We start from the raw sequence: 19,226 nt of genomic DNA, 5'->3' as shown, positions 1-19,226 counted from the left end.
AGGCTGCGTTAACCCGTGTAGCAGCTGCCGAGGCACGAGGCTGCGCTAACTCATGTAGCAGCTGCCGAGGCACGAGGCTGCGTTCGGCTGCGAAGCAGTCGTGAAATCAGGCGGCGCGGTGTTTCAGGGAGACCACGTGCTCAGGTTTTACGACTGCTTCGCAGCCGAACGCAGCCTCGTGCCTCGGCAGCTGCTACAAGCGGAACGCAGGCCGCGGCAGCTGCTACTTAGGTCGCGGCGCTCGGCGATAAGTGCGCAAACCAAGCACCCCAAGCACCAGCAACCCCAACACCGCCCCCAGCGCCCACAACAACTGATCATCACTGATCAACGGCTTCTCGATCCGCAAATACCCCGGCTGCAGCAGCAACTCGCGCATAGCCTTGTTCGCCTCTTCCAGCGTCACGCCTTGCAGTTCCTTGGCCGGGTTGGTGAAGCGTCCGTCCTCATAATCTCCCAGCGCGCTCCAGTAGTAATCGGCCAACGCGCTGTTGCCTTGCACGGCCCAGGACTGGCGAGCGATGGCGGCTTGCTTGAGGCGGTCAAAGGTCTCGGCATCGAGGCCGTTCTTGAGCAGCTCGGCCTTCATGTCCTCCAGCACTTGCTCGGCTTCGGCGACGTTTTCGCGCTCAAGATCAGCATTCAGGCTCATGAAGCCCACACTGCCGAACAACTCGCGCTCGGCCCAAGGACCATAAGACAAACCGTGGGCCAGGCGCATTTGGCGATAGAGCGCCCAATCCAGATAATCCTTGAGCAGGTCGAAGGTTTGATCGGGCACGTCTTCCAGCACCGGCTCCGGCACCAGCCAATGCAACTTTGCGCCGCCGCCGACGAAACCGTGAATCAGGTTGCGTTCATGGGCGGCGCTGGCCTTGATTTCCGGCAGCGGCAAATGCTCGGTAGGATCTACCGCCTCAAGCGCGCCCCAAGCCCGTTCGAGATAGGCTGGCAGCAATTTATCGAGGTCGCCGACCACGATCAGGGTCATGTTGTTGGGCGCGTACCAGGCCTTGCGCACCTTATCCAGCTGCTCGCGAGTCAGGTTATCGACTTCGGCGCGCTCGGGGCATTTGAGGCCCAACTCCACGGCCAATTGATTGCTGGCGGTATGGCCCAGGTCCTGACGGTCCATCCAGCGTTGCAGATGCGAGTAATGGCCGCCGTCTTCGCGCTCGACCACTTGCTTGGCGGCGTTGATCGCGTTGTCGTCGAATCGGGTCTGGGTCAGCAGCGCCAGCAACAGGTCGAGGACCTTGCGCTGGTTTTTCGCCGGGGCTTCGATGACGAACGTGGTGTCGGCGTTGCTGGTGAAAGCGTTCCATTCACCGCCCAAGGCCTGCATGCGCTCCTCCAGACCGCCTTCGCCACTGGCGTCGATGCCGCTGAACAGCAAGTGTTCGAGCAAATGCGGCAGTTCCTTGTCGTCGCAGTTGAAGTCATCGATGCCGACGCCGACCACCAGGCGAATCGCCACATGCCCACGATCATTGCCGGGCTTGAGCAGCAATTGCAGACCATTGGGCAGCGCATAGCCTTCGACCTGGAAGCGGTCCAGGGCGAACGAAGGGAATGAACCGAGCAACAGACAAGCGAACAACAGACAACGCATAACGAGCTTCCATACGGCTGATTGGAGATCCATGTCGCTTTCCAGGCAGCCATCGCGAGCAAGCTCGCCCCCACAGTGGATCTTTGGTGTCACTCAAATCAACTGTGGGGGCGAGCTTGCTCGCGATGATCTTGAACCAGAACCACAGTTACTGACTGACCACACTGCCAGACGTTCAAGGCGAATGTGTGATGTCAGCCAAATCGTCCGCCGCCAGCGCCCCGGTGTCGGACGTTTCCAATACCGCGTACGCGCTGCTGCAAAACAGCGAATTCAAGCGTTTCATGTCGGCGATCAGCTCCAGGTGCAACGAACTGGTTTCGATACTTTGCACGATCTTACGTTGCAAACGGCTGACATGGGCATGGGCCAAGCGGCGTTCCTGTGCGCGAAAGCGACGTTTCTCACGCAGCAACTGGCGGGCGCTTTCCGGATCGCTGCTCAGAAACACCGACAACCCCAGGCGCAGGTTGGAAATCAACTGACTGTGCAGCCCCGCCAGCTCTTCCAGGCCGACCTCGGAGAAGGACCGGCGCTGCGAAGTCTTTTGCTGCTGGACCTTGCGCAGCATGCGTTCGATCAGGTCGCTGGCGAGTTTGAGGTTAATCGCCAGCTCAATGGTTTCCGCCCAGCGCCGGCTGTCCTGATCGCTGAGGTCTTCCCGGGGCATCTGCGCCAGGTAGAGTTTGATCGCGCTGTAGAGCGCTTCGACATCATCGGTCAGGCGGCGCATCTCTTGGGTAACAGCGGTTTGTTTGCCGTGCAGCACGTCGAGCATGGCTTCGAGCATGTTGTCGATCAGGTCGCCAATGCGCAGGGTTTCCCGGGCAGCGTTGGCCAGCGCCAGGCTTGGGGTGACCAGCGCGGTGGCGTCGAGGTGGCGGGGCTTGGCCATGCCGTTGAGTTCCGGCCGCTCCGGCAACAGCCAGACGCAGAGCTTGGCCATCGGCCCGACGCTGGGCAACAGGATCAGGCAACGCGTGGTGTTGTAGAGCAGGTGGAAGCCGATGACCATTTCCTGAGGGCTGTAATCGAGGCTGTCGATCCAGTGCACCAGCGGGTCGAGCACGGGGATGATCAGCAGCAGGCCGATCAGTTTGTACAACAGGCTGCCCAACGCCACCTGACGGCCGGCGGCGTTCTGCATGCTGGTGCTCATGAAGGCCAGCACGCCGCTGCCGATATTGGCGCCGATCACCAGGCCGATGGCCACCGGCAGACTGATCACACCGGCACCGGCCAGGGTGGCGGTCAGCAACACCGCCGCCAGGCTGGAGTAGGAAATCATTGCGAACAGCGCGCCGATCAGGGCATCGAGCAGGATGTCGCCGGTCAGGGAGGCGAAGATCACCTTCACCCCTTGCGCCTGGGTGATGGGGGCGGCGGCTTCGACGATCAGTTGCAGCGCCAGGATGATCAGCCCCAGGCCGATGGCGACCCGGCCCATTTGTCCGACCCGGGTCTGTTTGCGCGACAGGAAGAAAATCACCCCGAGGAAGATCAGCAGCGGCGATAGCCATGACAGGTCAAACGTCAGCACCCGCGCCATCAACGCCGTACCGACGTCGGCCCCGAGCATGGTTGCCAGCGCCGGGGTCAGCGCCATCAGGCCCTGGCCGACGAAGGAGGTGACGAGCATGGCCGTAGCGTTGCTGCTCTGGACCATGGCGGTCACGACGATGCCGGCGACGAACGCCAGCCCACGCTTGGACATGTTCTGGCCAATCACATGGCGCAGATTGGAACCGTAGACCCGCAGGATGCCGGTTCGGACGATGTGCGTGCCCCAGATCAACAAGGTCACGGCAGAAAGCAAATTGAGCAGGGTCAGCATGCTGGGCCCCCTGTGGTGGTAGCGCCCCAAAGGGACAAGTTGACGGTGCCGCGCGACGTTCTACGTTCTGTACTTAAGCTGTAGTTGGCTAACGGTCTGGGCGCCAGCATCGCATAGCTAAAGAAGTGATTGAAACAAAACTGTCATAAAAACAGCTTGATGCAGAGATGAAAAAGGGGCCCGAAGGCCCCTTTGCGATACCGGCCACTGTAGCAGCTGCCGAAGGCTGCGTTGGGTTGCGCAGCAGCCGTAAAACCTGAGCGCGCGGTTTTTCTGAAACACCGCGCGACCCAATCTCGCGACTGCTGCGCAGCCGAACGCAGGCTACGCCAGCTGCTACAAGGGTTAGCCAGCGTGGCTCAATTACTGGCCAGGAATATCCTTGCGCAGCTTCACCGGGTCTTGCTGTTTCTTCTTTTTCGCCATCGCGGTGCGCATCTTGATGTTGATCGCTTCCACTGCCAGCGAGAACGCCATGGCGAAGTAGACGTAGCCTTTTGGCACGTGCACATCGAAGGATTCGGCAATCAGCACGGTACCGACGATCAACAGGAACGACAGCGCCAGCATCTTCAGCGACGGGTGCTTGTCGATGAACTCGCTGATGGTGCCGGACGCCCACATCATCACCAGCACAGCAACGATGATCGCCGCGACCATCACCGGAACGTGGGAAACCATGCCGACAGCGGTGATCACCGAATCCAGCGAGAACACGATGTCGATGATCGCGATCTGAATGATGGTGTAGAGGAAGTTGCCGCCCTTGCCGCCCGGCTCCTCGTTGGTTTCGTCTTCACCTTCCAGCGCGTGGTACATCTCTTGCGAGCTCTTCCACAGCAGGAACAGACCACCGAAGAACAGAATCAGGTCACGCCCGGAAATGCCCTGGCCGAACACTTCGAACAGGTCGGCGGTGAGGCGCATGACCCAGGTGATCGACAGCAGCAACAGGATCCGCGTGACCATGGCCAGAGCCAGGCCGAATAGCCGGGTGCGCTTTTGCATGTGCTTGGGCATGCGGCTGACCAGGATCGAAATCATGATGATGTTGTCGATGCCCAGGACGATCTCCAGGGCAGTCAGGGTGAAGAAGGCAACCCAGATTTCAGGGTTGGTCAGCCATTCCATGTGTATTCCTTTGAGCGAGTGTTAAACCCCGAAGAGCCTGGGCTTCAATCAGCGAAGCGCGGGCCCGGTCGGGGTGAGTCTTTGGTTTATAGAGTGCTGAAAACCGGAAAAATCCCCATCAGCAACGCTGCAACCAATATGCAGAGACACACCAGCACGGCCCATTTCAGGGTGAAGCGCTGGTGGTCACCGAATTCAATACCGGCCAGGGCCACCAACAGATAAGTCGATGGAACCAGCGGGCTAAGCAGGTGGACGGGCTGGCCGACAATCGAGGCACGGGCCATTTCCACGGCGGTGATGCCGTAATGGCTGGCGGCTTCGGCCAGTACCGGTAACACACCGTAATAAAACGCATCGTTGGACATGAAGAAGGTGAACGGCATGCTCACCAGCGCCGTAATCACCGCCAGGTACGGGCCGAGGAAGTCCGGGATAACCGCCAACAGACTTTTCGACATGGCATCGACCATGCCCGTGCCCGACAGAATACCGGTGAAAATACCCGCCGCGAAGATCAAACCGACCACTGCCAGCACGCTACCGGCGTGGGCCGCTACACGGTCCTTCTGCTGTTGCAGGCATGGGTAGTTGACGATCATCGCGATACTGAAGGCCACCATGAACAGCACCGGCAGCGGCAACAGGCCGGCGATCAGGGTGCCCATCAGGGCCAGAGTCAGTGCGCCGTTGAACCAGATCAGTTTCGGACGACGGGCGTCCGGGAACTGCGAAACGCTGATTTCGCTGTGGTCCACTTCGTCGCCCGCCAGGTGCAATTCACCCAGGCGCGCACGCTCGCGTTTACCGTAGAAGTAGGCAATCGCCAGGATCGCCACCACACCGGCCAGCATCGCCGGAATCATCGGTACGAAGATATCCGACGGATCGACGTGCAGCGCACTGGCAGCACGAGCGGTCGGGCCACCCCACGGGGTCATGTTCATTACGCCGCCGGCGAGGATGATCAGGCCGGCCATGATCCGCGGGCTCATGCCGATGCGGCTGTAGAGCGGCAGCATGGCGGCCACGCAGATCATATAAGTGGTCGCGCCGTCACCATCAAGGGAGACAACGAGCGCCAGAACGGCGGTGCCGACCGAAACTTTCAACGGGTCGCCCTTGACCAGTTTGAGGATCTTGCGCACGGCCGGGTCAAACAGGCCGGAGTCGATCATCAGGGCGAAATACAGAATGGCGAACATCAGCATCACGCCGGTCGGCGCGAGCTTGGTGATGCCTTCGAGCATCATTGGGCCGATCTTCGGCGCAAAACCACCGAACAAGGCGAAGATGATTGGAATAATGATCAAAGCGATCAGCGCGGACAGGCGCTTGGTCATGATCAGGAACATGAACGTGATGACCATGGCAAAGCCAAGGAAAGTCAGCATGGGAATACTCCAGGCGTAGCGCGGCTAGGGAATGGGCGAACCGGGTGGGTCAGCGCAGAACGGGAAGCACGAGGCGTACGGGAGGAGTTGCGGCAAAGCGGCGGGTAGCGGAAGACATCAGAATCACCATTGTTGTTGTTAATTGGACCGTGCGAGCGATAAAACACACGCGTGGCCAACCGGTCTGTTGCCGGTAGTGGGGGCGATCCTAATGGGGAAAGCTTTCAGCCAGCTTTCGCCGGTGAAAGCATTGACCGGATGTGCAACCGGTCGTCGGACGGGCTCAACGTCCCGAAACACGGGGCAGGAGGCAAACACATGGGCAAGATTCATACGGGCGGCTGCCATTGCGGACATCTGCGCTATCAATTCACCGGGCCGCTGCACGACATCGCCCACTGCCATTGCTCGATTTGCCGGCGGGTCAGCGGCGGGATCGTGACCACCTGGATCACTGTGCCCAGCTCCACGTTTAAATGGCTGGCGGGGCAACCGGCGCAGTACAAATCTTCCGAAAGCTGCGTGCGATATTTCTGCCCGACCTGTGGGGCGCAGGTTGCGCTGGTGACGCAGCTCAGCCCCGAGAGCATCGACCTGACCATCGCCACCCTCGATCACCCGGAACTGGCCCCGGCCGATCGGCACATCTGGACCGATAGTCGCTTGCCCTGGCTGCATCTGGACGAGCATTTGCCCAGTGAAGCCGAGGAAAAGATCTGATCAGAAAATAGACAGGTTCAACGGCCGAATCGCGCCCATCCACACCGCGTGCTCGGTGTGATCGAGCAAATCATCGCCGGTGTCCGGGTGCAGGAACACCACCAAGCCGTTGCGGTTGAGCGCCAGCCAAGGCAGCACATCGCCGATGAGTTCCGGCCCGAACGCCAGTTGGCAGCTCCAATCCGGGTGCGGGCCGACCGGGCGTTCATGCACGCGGCCCATTTTCAACGGAAATAATTGCGCCGCCTGCTCACACAAGGACCGTGCCTGGTCGATCGTGCTGGCGTCGAAATAGACGTGGGCGTGGTAGCCGCTGATCTGCTGCATCTGAACCTCTCGAAAAACCCGGTAGAACCCTCACCGTTTCCTACAGGTCACACGCCATATAGGTAGAAAACAAGGAACCCAGCCATGAAAAATGCCGAAACCCCGGTGGTGAAAGTGGTGCTCTATGGTGCCATGAGTAGCTTGGGCAGTGCGCTGATGGCTGAAATGCTGCGGCGCCAGCATGAAGTGATCGCGATTCTCGATGACCTGACGGCGCTGGCGCCACGACCTGGCTTGCGCACCAAGAACGGCGATCTGTTTGATGCCGAACGGGTCAAGCAAAGCGTGGCCGGGTGTTCGGCGGTGATCTGTCTGCTGGACGCGCCAGGGCTGCCGATTAACAGCGAGCATGTGGAAAAAACCATCGTGCCCGGCCCGGTGGAACAGGTGTTGGCAGTGGATGCGTTGATCGACGGTATGCAAGCCGCCGGCATTGGCCGGTTGTTTGTGGTGGGGGATTTTGTTGAACTCGACGAACCGGAGGTCGAGGACGATCTACAGCATCATGCCGCCGAAGAAATCCTCGAAGCCCTGCAAAGCAGCGGCTTGCACTGGACGTTGGTGGATGCGCCGCGCGGGGTTGCCGGGCTGACCATCGAGCATTTCAGCCAGGTCAGTAGCAGCCTGGAGCCGGGGCTGGCCGAGCCGCTTGAACGGTTGAATCGGGTGGCCGTCGGAATCGCCGATGAGCTGCGTTTGAACCTGCATGTCGGCGAGCATGTGAGTTTTGTGGCGGCTTCAGGATCGTGAAAGATCGCAGCCTTCGGCAGCTCCTACGTTGGATCGGCGCGGTCCTGTAGGAGCTGCCGAAGGCTGCGATCTTTTGATTTTCAAACCGCAATCGACGGAAACGGCAAACCCGTCAACGACTGCGCGCTGCTGGCCTGCTCAGCCATCAACCAATCTACAAACTGTTTAATCAACACCCCACGGCGTTTGCGCTGGGGCAAGACCACGTAATAACCCAACCTGGAAATCACCGTGTCGGCGATCGGCCGACACAACAACCCCTGCGCCAGTAAGTTATCCACAAGGTGGCGCCAACCGATGGCCACGCCCTGGCCGCCAATCGCCGCCTGGATCAACAGCGTGTAATTGTCGAAACGCAGTTGCCCCGGCGCCGGTGCCGAGGTTATCCCCAGTTCACGAAAAACGCCGCTCCAGTCGAACCAGTTGCTGCTGTTTTCACCGCGCAGGTGCAGCAGCGGCAAATCCAGCAGCGACTGAACCGGTAAGGGCAGGGCGCGCTCCTTCAATAACAACGGACTGCACACCGGAAACACTTCTTCGCTGAACAGCCAATGGCTCTCGCCCTGTTTAAAGCGCCCGTCGCCAAACAGCACCGCCACATCGATATCGGTGCGCAGCATATTGTGATTGCGTTCGCTGGTAACCAGGCTGACATCGACCTGCGGATTGGCTTCGTGAAAGCGGTGCAGACGTGGCATCAACCAATAGGCGGCGAAGGCGAAATCGGTGGCGACTTGCAGCACCTCATGGGACTGCTGAGCGCTGATTGCGGTCAATCCTGCGTCGATATTCTGCAAACCGAGCTGAACCTGCTCGAAAAGGATCATTCCGGTCTCGGTCAGTTCAATACCCCGATAGATGCGGTCGAATAGCCGGGTGCCAAGTTGCTCTTCCAGCCGTTTGATCTGCTGACTGATTGCTGGCTGCGTAGTGCCTAGCTCCACTGCGGCGGCGGTAAAACTGTGTTGACGCGCCGCCGACTCGAAGGCGCGCAGCAGGTCCAGAGACAAATCACCAAGGGCGTCATACATAAGCTGTGCTTATCCTAGTCATTGCCGTGCATGGGCTTTACCGCAAACTGCATGGGCTACATGCTCGATCGCAGCACTCTCGCATAAATATTCACTATGGAATGCCGCGATCACATGAAGCGCAAGAATATTCTTTTCATCATGGCCGATCAGATGGCCGCGCCAATGTTGCCGTTCTACGGTCCTTCGCCCATCAAACTCCCCAATCTCAGCCGCCTCGCCGCCGAAGGCGTGGTGTTCGACGCCGCGTATTGCAACAGCCCATTGTGCGCGCCATCGCGGTTTACCCTGGTCAGCGGACAGTTGCCGAGCAAGATCGGCGCCTACGACAACGCGGCCGATTTCCCCGCCGACGTCCCGACGTATGCCCACTACCTGCGTCGCCTCGGTTACCGCACCGCGCTGTCAGGCAAGATGCATTTCTGTGGTCCCGACCAGCTTCACGGCTATGAAGAACGCCTGACCAGCGACATCTACCCGGCCGACTATGGCTGGTCGGTGAACTGGGATGAGCCGGACGTGCGTCCGACCTGGTATCACAACATGTCGTCGGTGCTGCAAGCCGGGCCATGCGTGCGCACCAATCAGCTGGATTTCGACGAAGAGGTGGTGTTCAAGGCCCAGCAGTACTTGTTCGATCACATCCGCGAAGATGGCGATCAGCCGTTTTGCCTGACGGTGTCGATGACTCACCCACACGACCCGTACACCATTCCCAAGGCTTTCTGGAATATGTACGACGACGCTGATATCCCGCTTCCTACGACTCCGGCCCAGACTGAACTCGACCCGCACTCCCAGCGTTTGCTCAAGGTCTACGACCTGTGGGACAAGCCATTGCCTGTGGATAAGATTCGCGACGCACGCCGGGCGTACTTCGGAGCATGCAGCTATATCGACAGCAACGTCGGCAAACTCCTGCAAACCCTCGAAGAAACGGGCCTGATCGATGACACCATCATCGTCTTCTCTGGCGACCATGGCGACATGCTCGGCGAGCGTGGCCTCTGGTACAAAATGCATTGGTTTGAAATGGCCGCCCGCGTGCCCCTGTTGATCAGTGCCCCGGGGCAATTCGACGCAGGCCGGGTCAGCGCTGCGGTTTCCACGGCGGACCTGCTGCCAACCTTCGTCGAACTGGCTGGCGGAACGTTGGAAGCCAATCTGCCGCTGGACGGCCGCTCGCTGGTTTCACATCTGCAAGGGCAGGGCGGTCACGACGAAGTGTTCGGCGAATACATGGCCGAAGGCACCATTAGCCCGTTGATGATGATCCGCCGGGGCGCCTACAAATTCATCTACAGCGAAGACGACCCGTGTCTACTCTTCGACGTACACAACGACCCGCGTGAGCAGGAAGAACTTAGCCAATCGCCGCAACATCGCCAGCTGTTCGACGATTTTCTCGCCGAAGCCCGGGCCAAATGGAATATTCCGGCGATCCACCAACAGGTGCTCGACAGCCAACGGCGCCGGCGTTTCGTCGCCGACGCCCTGACCATCGGCAAGCTGAAGAGCTGGGATCACCAGCCGCTGGTGGATGCCAGTCAGCAGTACATGCGCAACCACATCGACCTTGATGATCTGGAGCGCAAAGCACGTTATCCACAACCCTGCCAAAACCAATAATGTGAAGGGGAAGTCCATGCAAAGGTTATCCACAGTACTGACGGTCGGGCTATTGGCTCTGGGCAGTGCATCGGTGTACGCCGATCAGAGCTGCGACACGGTGAAAATGGCCGATCCTGGCTGGAGCGACATCGCCGCGACCAACGCCATCACCGGGTTTCTGCTGGATGGCATGGGCTACAAGGCCAAGGTCGACACCCTCGCGGTGCCGATTACCTTTGGCGGGCTGAAAGATGGCCAGGTTGACGTGTTTTTGGGTAACTGGATGCCGGCGCAGCAAGGCTTCTATGACAAGTTCGTCGCCACGGGTGATGTCACTCAATTGGCGAAGAACCTCGACGGTACCGAGTTCACGCTGGCCGTGCCGGATTATGTCTGGGACGCGGGTGTGCATAACTTTGCCGACCTGAACAAATACGCCGACAAGTTCGACAAAAAGATCTACGGCATCGGCTCCGGCGCCCCGGCGAACATCTCGCTGCAGGACATCATCAAGAAGAACGACTTTGAGCTGGGCCAGTGGAAACTGGTCGAGTCCAGCGAGCAGGCGATGCTGGCCGAAGTGTCCCGTGCAGTGAAGAAACAGAAGTTCGTGACCTTCCTCGGCTGGACCCCGCACCCGATGAACGTGCAGCTGAAAATGCATTACCTGAAGGGCGGCGAGAAGTACTTCGGCGACACCGGCGCGGTTTATACACTGACCCGTAAAGGTTATGCACAGGCCTGTCCGAACGTTGGCAAGCTGCTGACCAACCTGAGTTTCACCCAGGAAATGGAGAACAGCATCATGGCTGAAGTGGTGAATAAGAAGGTCAGCAATGCCGAAGCGGTGAAAGCGTGGATCAAGGCCAACCCGGCGGTGCTGGATAAATGGCTGGAGGGCGTGAAAACCGTGGATGGTAAGGATGCATTGGGGGCGGTGAAGGCCAAACTCTAACTCTCACCGCTGATCGTTCCCACGCTCCGCGTGGGAATGCATCCCGTGACGCTCCGCGTCACTTCTCGAAGCGGACGCGGAGCGTCCATGGCGGCATTCTCACGCGGAGCGTGGGAACGATCAGTCTCGTCCTGTTACCCTTTGCGCAAACTCCCACCCGAGAGGACCCATGGCCTTCCCCAGCCGCCATTCACTCTTCCCTTTTCTCAGTTGGCTGCCGCGGCAGACCCGCGCCAGCGTCGGGCGTGACCTGATCGTCGGCCTCAGCGGCGCGATTCTCGCGCTGCCGCAATCCATTGCCTACGCACTGATCGCCGGTCTCCCACCGGAATACGGCTTGTACGCCGCCATCATCCCGGTGCTGATCGCCTGCCTGTGGGGTTCGTCATGGCATTTGATCTGCGGTCCTACGGCGGCCATTTCCATCGTCCTGTACGCCAGCGTCAGTCCTCTGGCCGTGCCTGCGTCCCAGGACTACATCATGCTGATCCTGCTGCTGACACTCCTGGCCGGCATTTTCCAGTGGTTGCTGGGGATGCTGCGTTTCGGCGCGCTGGTGAATTTCGTCTCCCACTCGGTGGTGCTGGGGTTCACCCTCGGTGCGGCGGTGGTGATTGCCATCGGGCAAATGCCCAACCTGCTGGGCCTGGACTTGCCCAACCAGGCCACGGCGCTCAACAGCCTGATGACCTTGCTCACTCATCTGGGGGCTGTGGATAAACCTTCGCTGGTGCTGGGCCTGGCCACGGTGGGCGTTGGTATTGTCTTGAAACTGCTGCTGCCACGCTGGCCGACGCTGTTGATCGCCCTGGTCTTGAGCGGTTTGCTGGTGTGGCTTTGGCCATCGATGTTTGGCCATGTGAAATTGGTCAGTGCGTTTGTCGGGCGGTTGCCGCCCTTCAGTGCGCTACCGCTGGACCTGGAATTGATACTGCGCCTGCTGCCGAGTGCCGTAGCGGTCGGCATGCTTGGGTTGGTGACGAGTCTGTCGATTGCCCGCTCGCTGTCCGCCCGTTCGCAGCAATTGCTCGACGCCAACCAGGAAGTCCGCGCCCAGGGTTTATCGAACATCGTCGGTGCGTTTTTTTCCGGGTCGCTGTCAGCCGGCTCCTTCACCCGCTCGGGCCTGAGCTATGAAGCGGGCGCCTGTTCGCCGCTGGCCGGGGTGTTTTCGGCGTTGTGGGTGGCACTGTTTGCGATCTTCGGCGCCGGGTTGATCGCGCACATTCCAATCCCGGCCATGGCTGGCAGCATTCTGTTGATTGCCTGGGGGTTGGTGGATCATCGCGGCATTCGCGCGTTGCTGCGGGTCAGCCGCGCCGAATTCCTGGTCATGGCCCTGACCTGTGTTGCCACATTGTTGCTGGAATTGCAGACGGCCATTTACGCCGGGGTGCTGGCGTCGCTGTTCTTTTACCTCAAGCGCACCTCGCAACCACGAGTGCAGCATTGGCGCGATGGCGATGAAGACATTTTGCGAGTCGGTGGATCGATCTTTTTTGGCGCCAGCCATTACCTGCAAGTGCGTTTGCAACGGATGCGCGGGGCGCGCGTGGTGATTGAGGCGCAGCACATCAACTTCATCGACTATTCGGGTGTGGAAATGCTGCACCAGGAAGCGCGGCGGTTGCTCAAACAGGATCGCAGCCTGACGTTGCGCGGGGCGCGGCCGCCGGTGGTGGAGGAGTTGAGGAAGCTCGAAGGGGCCGAAAAGTGCCCGATCCGGTTTGAAGATTGAGTGAAGCCATAAAAGATCGCAGCCTTCGGCAGCGCCTACAGGGTGAACGCCGATCCTGTGTAGGAGCTGCCGAAGGCTGCGATCTTTTGATCTTATAGGGCTAACTGCCGTCGAAGTTCGGCCAACACCGGCGCCGTATCCGGCCGCACACCGCGCCACAGGTAGAAGGCTTCCGCCGCCTGCTCGGCGAGCATTCCCAAACCATCCATCGAAACTACCGCGCCGTGTTCACTGGCCCAGCGGCAGAACGAAGTCGGTTCCTTGCCATACATCATGTCGTAGCACAGCGTCCTGCCCGGCTCGATCAAGCTTGCGGCAATCGGCGGTACATCGCCTGACAGGCTGGCGGACGTCGCATTGATGATCAGGTCCACCGGTTCCTGTAACCAGTCGAAACCACTGGCGGACACCGGTCCCAAGTCGGCAAACAGTTGCGCCAGCAACTCGGCTTTTTCCACAGTGCGGTTGGCGATGATCAGCGACGCCGGTTGCTCCGCCAATAACGGCTCCAGGGCACCGCGCACCGCGCCACCGGCTCCGAGCAGCAGGATGCGTTTGCCCTTGAGGCTAAAACCGGCGTTGACCGTCAGGTCCCGCACCAGCCCGGCGCCGTCGGTGTTGTCGCCCAACAGTGTGCCGTCGGCCAGTTTGCTCAAAGTGTTCACCGCACCGGCCCGTTGCGCGCGTTCGGTCAGGCTGTCGGCCAGGCGAAAGGCGTCTTCCTTGAACGGCACCGTGACATTCGCCCCACGGCCTTCAACGAAAAATGCCCGGGCAAAGTCGGAAAAGTCGTCGAGCGGCGCCAGCGAGGTGCTGTAGCCCAATTGCTCACCAGTCTGCTCGGCAAACAGGCGATGGATCAGCGGCGACTTGCTGTGGCCAATCGGGTTACCGAATACGACATAACGGTCCATCAGGATTCCTCGTTCAGGCCTTGGCCAACCAATCGCGATCTTGCAGAAAGTACTCAGTCAACCGCGCTTCTTCGCTGCCCGGCTCGGCCTTCCAGTCGTAGCCCCAGCGCACTTGCGGCGGCAAGGACATCAGGATCGACTCGGTGCGACCGCCCGATTGCAGGCCGAACAACGTGCCACGGTCGTAAACCAGGTTGAACTCAACGTAACGGCCACGGCGGAATTCCTGGAACTCACGCTGTTTCTCAGTGAACGCATCGTTCTTGCGCCGCTGCACGATCGGCAGATAGGCATCGATGAACGCATCGCCGATGGCGCGCATAAACGCGAAACTGGTGTCGAAGTCCCACTCGTTCAAATCATCGAAAAACAGGCCGCCGATACCCCGTGGTTCGTGGCGATGCTTAATGTGGAAATACGTGTCGCACCAGGCCTTGTAGCGCGGATAAACGTCCGCCCCGAACGGCGCGCAGGCCTGTTCGGCAATACGGTGCCAGTGCACGCAGTCTTCTTCATTGCCGTAGTAAGGGGTCAGGTCGAAGCCGCCGCCGAACCACCAGACCGGTTCTTCGCCTTCTTTTTCCGCGATGAAAAAGCGCACGTTGGCGTGGGACGTCGGCACATGCGGGTTGTGCGGGTGAATCACCAACGACACGCCCAAGGCTTCAAAGCCGCGCCCGGCCAGTTCCGGCCGATGAGCGCTGGCGGACGGTGGGAGACCGCTGCCAAAGACGTGGGAAAAGTTGACGCCGCCCTTTTCGATCACCGCGCCATTTTCGATCACTCGTGTACGACCACCACCACCGGCAGGGCGGGTCCAGGCGTCTTCGACAAAGCGCGTGCCGCCGTCCTCGGTTTCCAGGGCGGCGCAGATGCGGTCTTGCAGGTCGAGCAGGTAGGCTTTTACGGCCTCGGTGCGGGTCGTCATGTCATCACCTTGAATCGGGCAAAACTACGCGGCGCTCCATGGGAGCGGGGGCCGGCGCAAATGGGCGCGTAGCATAACATCGCAGATACACCTGCCGCAGTTGACGAAGATCAAGCATAGGAGTCCGATAGGGAGCTTCGTAATGCGACCTAAGGAGAGTTCTGATGGCAAAGCGTATTCAATTCCGCGCCCATGGCGGCCCCGAAGTGCTCGAGTATGTCGATTACCAACCCGCTGAGCCCGGTCCGCAGCAGGTGCGCGTGACCAACAAGGCCATCGGCCTGAACTTTATCGACACCTATTACCGTAGCGGCCTCTACCCGCTGCCAGCCTTGCCCTCCGGTCTGGGATCGGAAGGCGCCGGCATCGTTGACGCCGTGGGCAGTGAAGTCACCCGCTTCAAGGTCGGCGACCGCGTGGCCTACGGCAGCGGCCCGTTGGGCGCCTACAGCCAGGTTCACGTGTTGCCGGAAGCCAATCTGGTGAAACTGCCGGATGCGATCAGTTTCGAACAGGCCGCCGGTGTGATGCTCAAAGGCCTCACTGTGCAGTACCTGTTGCGTCAGACGTATGAACTCAAGGGTGGCGAAACCATCCTGTTCCACGCCGCTGCCGGTGGTGTCGGTTCCCTGGCCTGCCAATGGGCCAAGGCGCTGGGCGTAAAGCTGATCGGCACTGTCAGCTCAGCAGAGAAAGCCGCACTGGCCAAGGCCAACGGTGCCTGGGCGACCATCGACTACAGCCACGAAAACGTCGCACAACGGGTCCTGGAATTGACTGACGGGAAAAAAGTCCCGGTGGTGTACGACGGCGTCGGCAAGGACACTTGGCTGACTTCGCTGGATAGCGTTTCGCCGCGGGGCCTGGTGGTGAGCTTCGGCAATGCGTCGGGCGCGGTGGATGGGGTGAATCTGGGGATTCTATCGGCGAAGGGTTCGCTGTACGTGACCCGGCCGACCCTGGCGACCTACGCCAATAACGCCGAGAACCTGCAGCTTATGGCGGATGAGCTGTTCGAGATGATCATCAGCGGCAAGTTGAAGGTGGATATCAGCCAGAAGTATCCACTGGCTGAAGCGGCGAAGGCGCAGACCGAGTTGTCGGCGCGGCGTACGACTGGCTCGACTGTTTTGTTGCCGTAAGATTTTGATCGTTCCCACGCTCTGCGTCACTAGTGTCCGGTAAACATGTTTCAAAGCTGAAGGTTGCCCTGGGCAGCCTTTAGTTTTTCTTGTTCCTGCCTTCGTCGGTCTTTGAATTCTTGGGTAGCGGGCCGTTCATGCAGGACATGTGCAATCCGCACCGTCAGCTCAAACAACGAGCCGGGAAACCCTGAGCGACGGTGAAAAAGGTGCAGTAACAAGTAGCTGATCAAAGCACTGTAAATCTGCAGGCGAACGGCATTTTCGGAGAAAGCATAGAACCGCTTGAGTTTCAGATGTTGCTTGATCCACTTGAAAAACAACTCGATCTTCCAGCGATTCTTGTACAAACCCGCGATTTCTTCAGCTGTTCTGGCAAAGTCGTTGGTCACCAGGATTAACGGTGTCACGTGCCCTTCGCGTTCAATCACGACACGTCTTACTGGTTCGTCTCGATAGTCATTCACACGTTTGCCACCCAGACGTTTTTTGCCGAACTGAACGACCTCATCACTCATGACCGGGCTTTGTTCGGCAACGGTTGAGTGCTCGTGCAGCACCTCGTAGTTGGCATTTTTCTTAAACCGAGTGACGAAATAAGCACCTTTGCTCTGCAACTGGTACCACCAGTTGTAATCGCAGTAACCTTTGTCAAAGACATAAGTCATGCCGGCCTGAATCGGCATATTCAGCGCATCGCTCATGTCGTTGACGTTGGCGGGGGTAATGTTCACGTACACCGGGGCCAACTGAGCCAGATCCAACCCTACGTGTACCTTGAGGCCTTGTGTGATGCGGGTTTTAGTTGCGGCAGTCCAGTCATCAAAGTGAGGTCCACGCAAGGTAATCGAAGTGGAATCAATCAGACTAACCATGGCGCCGACTTCCTTGCGCTGTTGACGGCCGACACCGCGCAACAGGTTCTCACAGAGGTCTTGGAACGGCCGGTAATCACGCTTGTTCAACGCATCTGACAGGGTCGAGCGGGCAATGGGGCCGGCTTGGAGATGGTAGCTATGCGCAGCCAGCGTTTCGGAGAAAGTCGCCAATGACCGCAGGCTTAAGGCTTGGGTTACATGGCCGCTGACCAGTGTTACCAGCAATTGCCAGGATGTGCAGCGTTTGACGTAGCGATCCGCCTGGTACTTTTCGGTGGATTGCTGGAAGGACGGGCGAGGGATCGCACTGAGCAGTTGGGCTAAACGGGTGCTGGAGAACATGAGTCAAAATCGAGTCTGAAAAATCCGATTATGACTGAAGTCCGCCAACAGCAAGGGGGAGCAAGCTCCCCCTTCAGTTTTTACCGGACACTAGTGACGCTCTGCGTGGGAATGCAGCCAGGGACGCTCCGCGTCCCAAAAGCGGACGCGGAGCGTCCGGTGAGGCATTCCCACGCAGAGCGTGGGAACGATCATGCGCTAGCCCTGGCGAACCACATGCCCGGTCGCCAGATCCCGAATCACACTCGGGTTCTTGCGCCCACCCAGATTCCCGCCCAGCACCCCATCAATCTGCCCACGGAAATACTGCTCAACGCGAATCCGCGTGCGCGCCGCCGGCCGGCCCTGCGGGTTGGCGGACGTCGACACCAGCGGCCCGACCGCTGCGCACAAATCCCGCACCAACGGATGATCGCTTACGCGCAACGCGACGGTTTCATGCACGCCGGTAATCCATTGCGGCAACAGATTCTGGTGCGGCACCAGCCAGGTATTGGGCCCCGGCCAAGTGCTGGCCATGCGGTCCATCCACAGTTCCGGGAAGTCTTCGAACAGGAAGTCGAATTGGCGAATGTTGTCGGCCACCAGGATCAGGCCTTTACCCATAGCCCGCCCCTTGATCATCAACAAACGATGCACGGCCTCTTCGTCCCATGGGTCGCAGCCCAGGCCCCAGACAGCTTCGGTTGGGTAGGCAATCACCGCGCCTGCGCGAATTGCTTGTGCGGCTTGCTGCACACGCCAACTGTTGACCATGAATAAACTCTCCGGAATAAGGCTCTGCGCAGTTTACCGATCTTCCTTATAAAACCTAGCTCACCCGCGCAAACCAGCGCCCGCTTTCGCACACCGCCTGGCCATCCATTTCCAGCTCCGTCAACGCCGCCAACACTTTGGGCAAGGCCCAACCACTGCTGTTTGCCAACGCTTCACTGGTATGCGGTGCCGCGTGGAGCAACATCAGCAAAGGATGAGTCACCTGCGTTGCTGCGGTGGATATCGGCAATTGCTGCCAGCCACGCAGCGCTTCGAGGATATGTTCGATGGTTTCTACCAACAGCGCACCGTCGCGGATCAACTGATGGCAGCCCTTGGCGCCGGGGTGATGTATCGATCCTGGAATCGCGTACACCTCCCGACCTTGCTCCGCCGCGAGCCTGGCGGTAATCAACGACCCACTGGCGACACTGGCCTCGACCACCAACACACCGAGAGATAAACCGCTGATGATCCGGTTGCGTCGAGGGAAGTTGCTGGCGGTCGGACCGGCGTCCAGCGGGAACTCCGAAAGCACTGCACTGCCCGAGGCAATCATGGCGTCCGCCAGTCGTCGGTTGCGCTGTGGATAAAACTTTTCAAGTCCCGTGCCAAGTACCCCGACCGTTCGACCGCCCACGTCCAAAGCCGCCTGATGCGCGGCGGCGTCGATGCCCAGGGCCAGGCCGCTGGTGATGACGAATCCGGCGCCGGCCAAGCTGCGAGAAAACGCAGCGGCCGTGTCCATGCCCGGCCGTGAAGCACGTCGACTGCCGACCATCGCCAGTTGCGGTTTTTCCAGGATGCCGGGATCCCCGGCGACAAATAGCAGCGGCGGTGCATCGCCGATTTCCGCCAGCAAGGCCGGGTACTCGGGTTGGTCCCACATCAGCAAATGCTGGCCCGGACGCTCTAACCAAGCCAATGCGTGGCTGGCGCCGTCGCGGATTTCATTGCTGCGTCTGGCCTCCGCGCAGGTCAGCGGCAAACCCAACGAACGCCAGGCACTGGCCGGGGCACTGATGGCCTTGGACGCCGAGCCGAAGGCTTCAAGCAGTTTTTTAAATCGCGCTGGACCTAGTTCTGGCAAACGGTGCAGACGTAAACGGGCTTCCAGTTCCGCAGGGGAAACCGGGGGAAAAGCTGCGAGCGACATGGATCAT

At 59.7% G+C, this 19,226-nt stretch carries 17 protein-coding genes; 6 read left to right on the top strand and 11 right to left on the bottom strand.

Annotation, left to right across the window (positions count from 1 at the left end; genetic code table 11):
• Positions 1–223 precede the first annotated feature (223 nt).
• The 4 genes from ACA071_RS00185 to ACA071_RS00170 all read right to left on the bottom strand — a co-directional run bounded on the left by ACA071_RS00185 (position 224) and on the right by ACA071_RS00170 (position 5,971).
• Positions 224–1,612, bottom strand: a complete 1,389-nt coding sequence (locus tag ACA071_RS00185; RefSeq protein ID WP_497642635.1) for a M16 family metallopeptidase — start codon at positions 1,610–1,612, stop codon at positions 224–226.
• Between the two features lie 175 nt (positions 1,613–1,787).
• Positions 1,788–3,446: a Na/Pi cotransporter family protein gene (locus ACA071_RS00180; RefSeq protein WP_497642634.1), complete on the bottom strand. Its 1,659-nt coding sequence runs from the start codon at positions 3,444–3,446 to the stop codon at positions 1,788–1,790.
• Between the two features lie 363 nt (positions 3,447–3,809).
• Positions 3,810–4,577 carry a TerC family protein gene (locus ACA071_RS00175; RefSeq protein WP_497642633.1) on the bottom strand — a complete coding sequence of 256 codons (768 nt, stop codon included), beginning with the start codon at positions 4,575–4,577 and terminating at the stop codon, positions 3,810–3,812.
• A gap of 86 nt (positions 4,578–4,663) precedes the next feature.
• Positions 4,664–5,971: a CitMHS family transporter gene (locus ACA071_RS00170; protein ID WP_497642632.1), complete on the bottom strand. Its 1,308-nt coding sequence runs from the start codon at positions 5,969–5,971 to the stop codon at positions 4,664–4,666.
• A 318-nt stretch (positions 5,972–6,289) separates the two neighbouring features.
• Here ACA071_RS00170 and ACA071_RS00165 point away from each other — a divergent pair, with 318 nt between their 5' ends.
• The gene (locus ACA071_RS00165) at positions 6,290–6,691 is read left to right on the top strand and encodes a GFA family protein (RefSeq protein WP_497642631.1); all 402 of its coding nucleotides are present in this window, start codon (positions 6,290–6,292) and stop codon (positions 6,689–6,691) included.
• Here the strand turns inward: ACA071_RS00165 and ACA071_RS00160 are convergent, their stop codons facing one another.
• Positions 6,692–7,018, bottom strand: coding sequence for a DOPA 4,5-dioxygenase family protein (locus ACA071_RS00160; RefSeq protein ID WP_497642630.1), 327 nt, complete (start codon positions 7,016–7,018; stop codon positions 6,692–6,694). It abuts the gene before it with no gap.
• Positions 7,019–7,102: 84 nt separating this feature from the next.
• Between ACA071_RS00160 and ACA071_RS00155 the strand changes: the two genes are divergently transcribed.
• Positions 7,103–7,768, top strand: coding sequence for an NAD(P)-dependent oxidoreductase (locus tag ACA071_RS00155; protein ID WP_497642629.1), 666 nt, complete (start codon positions 7,103–7,105; stop codon positions 7,766–7,768).
• An 80-nt stretch (positions 7,769–7,848) separates the two neighbouring features.
• Here the strand turns inward: ACA071_RS00155 and ACA071_RS00150 are convergent, their stop codons facing one another.
• Complete coding sequence (locus ACA071_RS00150; RefSeq protein ID WP_497642628.1) at positions 7,849–8,799, bottom strand: choline sulfate utilization transcriptional regulator; 951 nt, start codon at positions 8,797–8,799, stop codon at positions 7,849–7,851.
• Positions 8,800–8,913: 114 nt separating this feature from the next.
• Between ACA071_RS00150 and betC the strand changes: the two genes are divergently transcribed.
• The 3 genes from betC (at position 8,914) to ACA071_RS00135 (ending at position 13,103) form a co-directional block, all read left to right on the top strand.
• Positions 8,914–10,428, top strand: coding sequence for a choline-sulfatase (gene betC, locus ACA071_RS00145; RefSeq protein ID WP_497642627.1), 1,515 nt, complete (start codon positions 8,914–8,916; stop codon positions 10,426–10,428).
• 16 nt (positions 10,429–10,444) lie between these two features.
• Positions 10,445–11,365, top strand: a complete 921-nt coding sequence (choX, locus tag ACA071_RS00140; RefSeq protein ID WP_497642626.1) for a choline ABC transporter substrate-binding protein — start codon at positions 10,445–10,447, stop codon at positions 11,363–11,365.
• A gap of 169 nt (positions 11,366–11,534) precedes the next feature.
• Positions 11,535–13,103 (top strand): SulP family inorganic anion transporter, encoded by a 1,569-nt coding sequence (locus ACA071_RS00135; protein ID WP_497642625.1) that lies wholly within the window; start codon positions 11,535–11,537, stop codon positions 13,101–13,103.
• Between the two features lie 92 nt (positions 13,104–13,195).
• On the opposite strand, the gene aroE is transcribed toward ACA071_RS00135, so the two are convergent.
• Positions 13,196–14,017, bottom strand: a complete 822-nt coding sequence (gene aroE, locus ACA071_RS00130; RefSeq protein ID WP_497642624.1) for a shikimate dehydrogenase — start codon at positions 14,015–14,017, stop codon at positions 13,196–13,198.
• 13 nt (positions 14,018–14,030) lie between these two features.
• Entirely contained in the window at positions 14,031–14,945 is a 915-nt protein-coding gene (gene hemF / locus ACA071_RS00125; RefSeq protein ID WP_497642623.1) for an oxygen-dependent coproporphyrinogen oxidase, read from the bottom strand.
• 164 nt (positions 14,946–15,109) lie between these two features.
• Between hemF and ACA071_RS00120 the strand changes: the two genes are divergently transcribed.
• Complete coding sequence (locus tag ACA071_RS00120) at positions 15,110–16,087, top strand: NADPH:quinone reductase (protein WP_497642622.1); 978 nt, start codon at positions 15,110–15,112, stop codon at positions 16,085–16,087.
• A 50-nt stretch (positions 16,088–16,137) separates the two neighbouring features.
• On the opposite strand, the gene ACA071_RS00115 is transcribed toward ACA071_RS00120, so the two are convergent.
• From ACA071_RS00115 to dprA, 3 genes are all read right to left on the bottom strand, one after another.
• On the bottom strand, positions 16,138–17,307 hold the full coding sequence (locus ACA071_RS00115) for an IS4 family transposase (protein ID WP_497641581.1): 1,170 nt from the start codon (positions 17,305–17,307) through the stop codon (positions 16,138–16,140).
• A 198-nt stretch (positions 17,308–17,505) separates the two neighbouring features.
• Complete coding sequence (tsaC, locus tag ACA071_RS00110; RefSeq protein WP_497642621.1) at positions 17,506–18,063, bottom strand: L-threonylcarbamoyladenylate synthase type 1 TsaC; 558 nt, start codon at positions 18,061–18,063, stop codon at positions 17,506–17,508.
• A gap of 55 nt (positions 18,064–18,118) precedes the next feature.
• Positions 18,119–19,219: a DNA-processing protein DprA gene (gene dprA, locus ACA071_RS00105; RefSeq protein ID WP_497642620.1), complete on the bottom strand. Its 1,101-nt coding sequence runs from the start codon at positions 19,217–19,219 to the stop codon at positions 18,119–18,121.
• Positions 19,220–19,226: the final 7 nt, after the last annotated feature.

The organism is Pseudomonas sp. LBUM1646 (assembly GCF_059716165.1).
The sequence above is the reverse complement of the archived record's forward strand: the minus strand, read 5'-3'. Positions and strand labels throughout refer to the sequence as shown.

Coding starts and splice junctions, on each gene's coding strand:
- ACA071_RS00185 (WP_497642635.1), bottom strand. CDS start 1,612: ATGCGTTGTCTGTTGTTCGCTTGTCTGTTGCTCGGTTCATTCCCTTCG.
- ACA071_RS00180 (WP_497642634.1), bottom strand. CDS start 3,446: ATGCTGACCCTGCTCAATTTGCTTTCTGCCGTGACCTTGTTGATCTGG.
- ACA071_RS00175 (WP_497642633.1), bottom strand. CDS start 4,577: ATGGAATGGCTGACCAACCCTGAAATCTGGGTTGCCTTCTTCACCCTG.
- ACA071_RS00170 (WP_497642632.1), bottom strand. CDS start 5,971: ATGCTGACTTTCCTTGGCTTTGCCATGGTCATCACGTTCATGTTCCTG.
- ACA071_RS00165 (WP_497642631.1), top strand. CDS start 6,290: ATGGGCAAGATTCATACGGGCGGCTGCCATTGCGGACATCTGCGCTAT.
- ACA071_RS00160 (WP_497642630.1), bottom strand. CDS start 7,018: ATGCAGCAGATCAGCGGCTACCACGCCCACGTCTATTTCGACGCCAGC.
- ACA071_RS00155 (WP_497642629.1), top strand. CDS start 7,103: ATGAAAAATGCCGAAACCCCGGTGGTGAAAGTGGTGCTCTATGGTGCC.
- ACA071_RS00150 (WP_497642628.1), bottom strand. CDS start 8,799: ATGTATGACGCCCTTGGTGATTTGTCTCTGGACCTGCTGCGCGCCTTC.
- betC (WP_497642627.1), top strand. CDS start 8,914: ATGAAGCGCAAGAATATTCTTTTCATCATGGCCGATCAGATGGCCGCG.
- choX (WP_497642626.1), top strand. CDS start 10,445: ATGCAAAGGTTATCCACAGTACTGACGGTCGGGCTATTGGCTCTGGGC.
- ACA071_RS00135 (WP_497642625.1), top strand. CDS start 11,535: ATGGCCTTCCCCAGCCGCCATTCACTCTTCCCTTTTCTCAGTTGGCTG.
- aroE (WP_497642624.1), bottom strand. CDS start 14,017: ATGGACCGTTATGTCGTATTCGGTAACCCGATTGGCCACAGCAAGTCG.
- hemF (WP_497642623.1), bottom strand. CDS start 14,945: ATGACGACCCGCACCGAGGCCGTAAAAGCCTACCTGCTCGACCTGCAA.
- ACA071_RS00120 (WP_497642622.1), top strand. CDS start 15,110: ATGGCAAAGCGTATTCAATTCCGCGCCCATGGCGGCCCCGAAGTGCTC.
- ACA071_RS00115 (WP_497641581.1), bottom strand. CDS start 17,307: ATGTTCTCCAGCACCCGTTTAGCCCAACTGCTCAGTGCGATCCCTCGC.
- tsaC (WP_497642621.1), bottom strand. CDS start 18,063: ATGGTCAACAGTTGGCGTGTGCAGCAAGCCGCACAAGCAATTCGCGCA.
- dprA (WP_497642620.1), bottom strand. CDS start 19,219: ATGTCGCTCGCAGCTTTTCCCCCGGTTTCCCCTGCGGAACTGGAAGCC.